The organism is Bacillus sp. 05T31 (assembly GCF_056396725.1).
The window spans coordinates 1-3,135 of sequence record NZ_JBFTMA010000525.1 but is presented as its reverse complement, the minus strand read 5'-3'; the positions used below and the strand labels follow the sequence as shown (position 1 = coordinate 3,135).

3 protein-coding genes are annotated in these 3,135 nt (G+C 35.1%); 2 read left to right on the top strand and 1 reads right to left on the bottom strand.

Features of this window, described 5'->3' with window-relative positions; translation table 11 throughout:
- The first annotated feature begins 250 nt into the window (after positions 1-250).
- Positions 251-1,117 (top strand): cytochrome C oxidase assembly protein, encoded by an 867-nt coding sequence (locus tag AC1DJR_RS23485; RefSeq protein ID WP_215566065.1) that lies wholly within the window; start codon positions 251-253, stop codon positions 1,115-1,117.
- Positions 1,118-1,200: 83 nt separating this feature from the next.
- Positions 1,201-1,866 (top strand): potassium channel family protein, encoded by a 666-nt coding sequence (locus AC1DJR_RS23480; protein WP_000504033.1) that lies wholly within the window; start codon positions 1,201-1,203, stop codon positions 1,864-1,866.
- 38 nt (positions 1,867-1,904) lie between these two features.
- Here the strand turns inward: AC1DJR_RS23480 and rnjA are convergent.
- Positions 1,905-3,135, bottom strand: a 1,231-nt coding sequence (rnjA, locus tag AC1DJR_RS23475; RefSeq protein WP_477003628.1) for a ribonuclease J1, incomplete at its 5' end; no start/stop codon positions are given.

Below are 3,135 nucleotides of genomic sequence, written 5' to 3'. Positions count from 1 at the left end.
AGTTTAGAGTGGGGACTTCTTAGTTCAGAGACGAAAACATCTTTCGTATTCGTTCGTGTTAGACATCTTCATACAAATGAGTAAAGTTAAATTTGACGTCTTAATAATGAGCAGGGGGTTTTTAGCCACTGCTCATTATTAATTATTGCTAATAGGGAAGATAATTATTTAACTACCCTATATATGTTTACTTTTAGTATGAAAAGTGTGTAAAATCAATGTGATACATAGAAAAAGGGTGGGGAATTACGTGCAAATTAGCAGTGCGATTTTATGTTTCGTCTTATATGCATATGTTATTATTGCGGCGGTTTATTTTGGGATAAGTTTTTACGCCTATCGTTTAGCAAATAATAGTGAATATGAAGAAACATACAAATGGGTGAAAAGATATTTGTCACCTGTACTAGAAATTATGAATGGATTTGTTCTTTTTTTATTTATTGGATTAATTGCTTTCTCGACGAGTTTAGTAGGGAATAAGACTACGTTATTTGTACTAGGTATCATTATTTTTATGCTATTAGGAATTCGGATTGGTAATACGGTGTTTTGGAACGAAAGAAAAATAGATGGTTGGACAGGGATGTTTATTCCATGTATGTTAGCTGCAATTGTGACGAATATAGAACATGAATATTATCAATTACATTTTTGGCTTATCATTGTTTTAACAATCCTCTCTGTTTTGTATATAAGTACTGTCGTGCTAACATACATCGCAAATGAAAAAGGAGATGCAAAAGGTGCGCACTTCTTTAGAAGGCGTGCATTATTATGGAGTGTGCCGACGATGGCAGTTATAGGAATTATTGCGATATTAGTAAATGGATATCAATTTACTAATTGGCAATTGTTTTTAGAAACTTGGTGGATCTTCATTGTTTCGCTTGTAGCTTTTTTAGGCGCAACACATTATTTATTCCATCAACATCATTACATATTGGCACTGTTATTCGCATTTACACAACTTTTATTTGCTTTTTTCGGACAAGAAACGCTATTGTTCGTTTTTGAAACATTTAGTTCATTTGGAAATATATTTGTATTTGGTATGTTAATTTTCGGTATCGCGTTTTATTTACAACAGTATTTTTATATGCAAAAACAAAAATAAGAAGTATATACAGGTTTTTGTAGCGAATTTAAAGTATGTTACAATAAAAGTACATAGTATTTGATGTTATTGGAGGAATTCCTGTGGGCGAAAAAGAGAAAGAATTTGCTGTTATTGGGCTTGGCCGTTTTGGTGGAAGTATTTGCCGTGAATTAGCTCAATTAGGTATGGAAGTAATGGCAATTGACTCAGATGAGGATAAAATTAATGAGTTTGCAAATATAGCTTCGCATGCTGTAATTGCAGATTCAACAGATGAGATGGTATTAAAAAGTCTTGGTATTCGTAATTTTGATCATGTAGTCGTTGCTATTGGAGATAATTTGAATTCAAGTATTTTAACAACGTTAATTTTGAAAGAATTAGGTGTGAAAAATATTACTGTAAAAGCTCAAAATGACTATCATGAAAAAGTGTTAAGTAAAATAGGGGCAGATCATATTGTGCATCCAGAACGAGATATGGGAAAAAGGATTGCTAATAATATCGCATCAAGTAATGTGTTAGATTACCTAGAGCTTTCAGATGAGCATAGTATTGTAGAGATTATCGCAAATAAAAAAATTGATGGGCACTCTTTAATTGAATTAGATATTCGTGCGAAGTTTGGTTTGAACATTGTAGCAATTAAACGTGGAAAAGAAGTTATCGTATCCCCTCGAGCTACAGAAAACGTTCAGGCGGGAGATATATTAATTGTAATTGGTCATGACGATGAAGTAGATCGTTTTAAGCATTTTTTAAGATAAGAGAAAAGGACAATGCCGAGGAGGCATTGTCCTTTTTCTTATATTTCCATAATGATTGGTAAAATCATTGGACGACGTTTCGTTTTTTCGTATAGGAATGGTGCTAATGTGTCTGTAATCTCATTTTTAATTTCAGACCATTGTGTTGTTTTTCGCTCCATTACTTTTTCTAAATGTGTTGTAATTAATGTTTGAGCATCGTTGATTAAATCGCTGCTTTCACGCATATAAACGAAACCACGCGAGATGATATCAGGTCCTGCTGCAACTTTAAATTCTTTCATATCAATGCTTACAACTACAATAACAAGTCCTTCTTCAGAAAGAATGCGACGATCACGTAATACGATATTACCGATATCTCCAATACCATTTCCATCGATATAGACAGAGCCAGATGGGATTTTCCCAGCTACGCTTGCTTCATCAGAACGTAAAGCAAGAACATCTCCATTATCCATAATGAAACAATTTTCTTCTGGAATACCACAATCATTCGCTAATTTCATATGCATACGTTGCATACGATATTCACCATGAATTGGCATGAAATATTTCGGCTTAATAAGACGTAGCATTAACTTTTGTTCTTCTTGTCCACCGTGTCCACTCGTATGAATATTTGAGAGTTTACCATGGATTACATCAGCACCAGCGYGGTACAACATGTTAATTATACGACTTACACTAATTGTATTGCCTGGGATTGGTGAAGAAGAGAAAACAACTGTATCGCCAGGGATAATTTGAATTTGACGATGTGTACCATTGGCGATACGTGAAAGTGCTGCCATCGGCTCCCCTTGACTACCTGTACATAACATAACAACTTTATTAGCTGGTAGGCGGTTTAGCTGAGATGTGTCTATGAATGTATCCTTTGGACACCGGATATAACCAAGGTTTTGTCCGATTTCAATAGCCGCTTCCATACTTCGACCGAATACAGCTACTTTACGATTGTTTTCAACAGCAGCCTCAACAACTTGTTGTAAGCGATGGATATTCGATGCAAAGGTTGCGAATATAATGCGACCGTCTACTTTGCGGAATATATCTTGAATACTATCACCAACGCGGCGCTCAGACATCGTAAAGTTTGGCACTTCACTGTTTGTACTATCAGATAAGAGACAAAGTACACCGTCTTTTCCGATTTCGGCCATTTTTGTTAAATCTGCTGGCTCACCTACTGGTGTGAAATCAAATTTGAAATCACCTGTATGAACGACTTGTCCTTGAGGTGTTTTCACAACAACTCCGTATGAA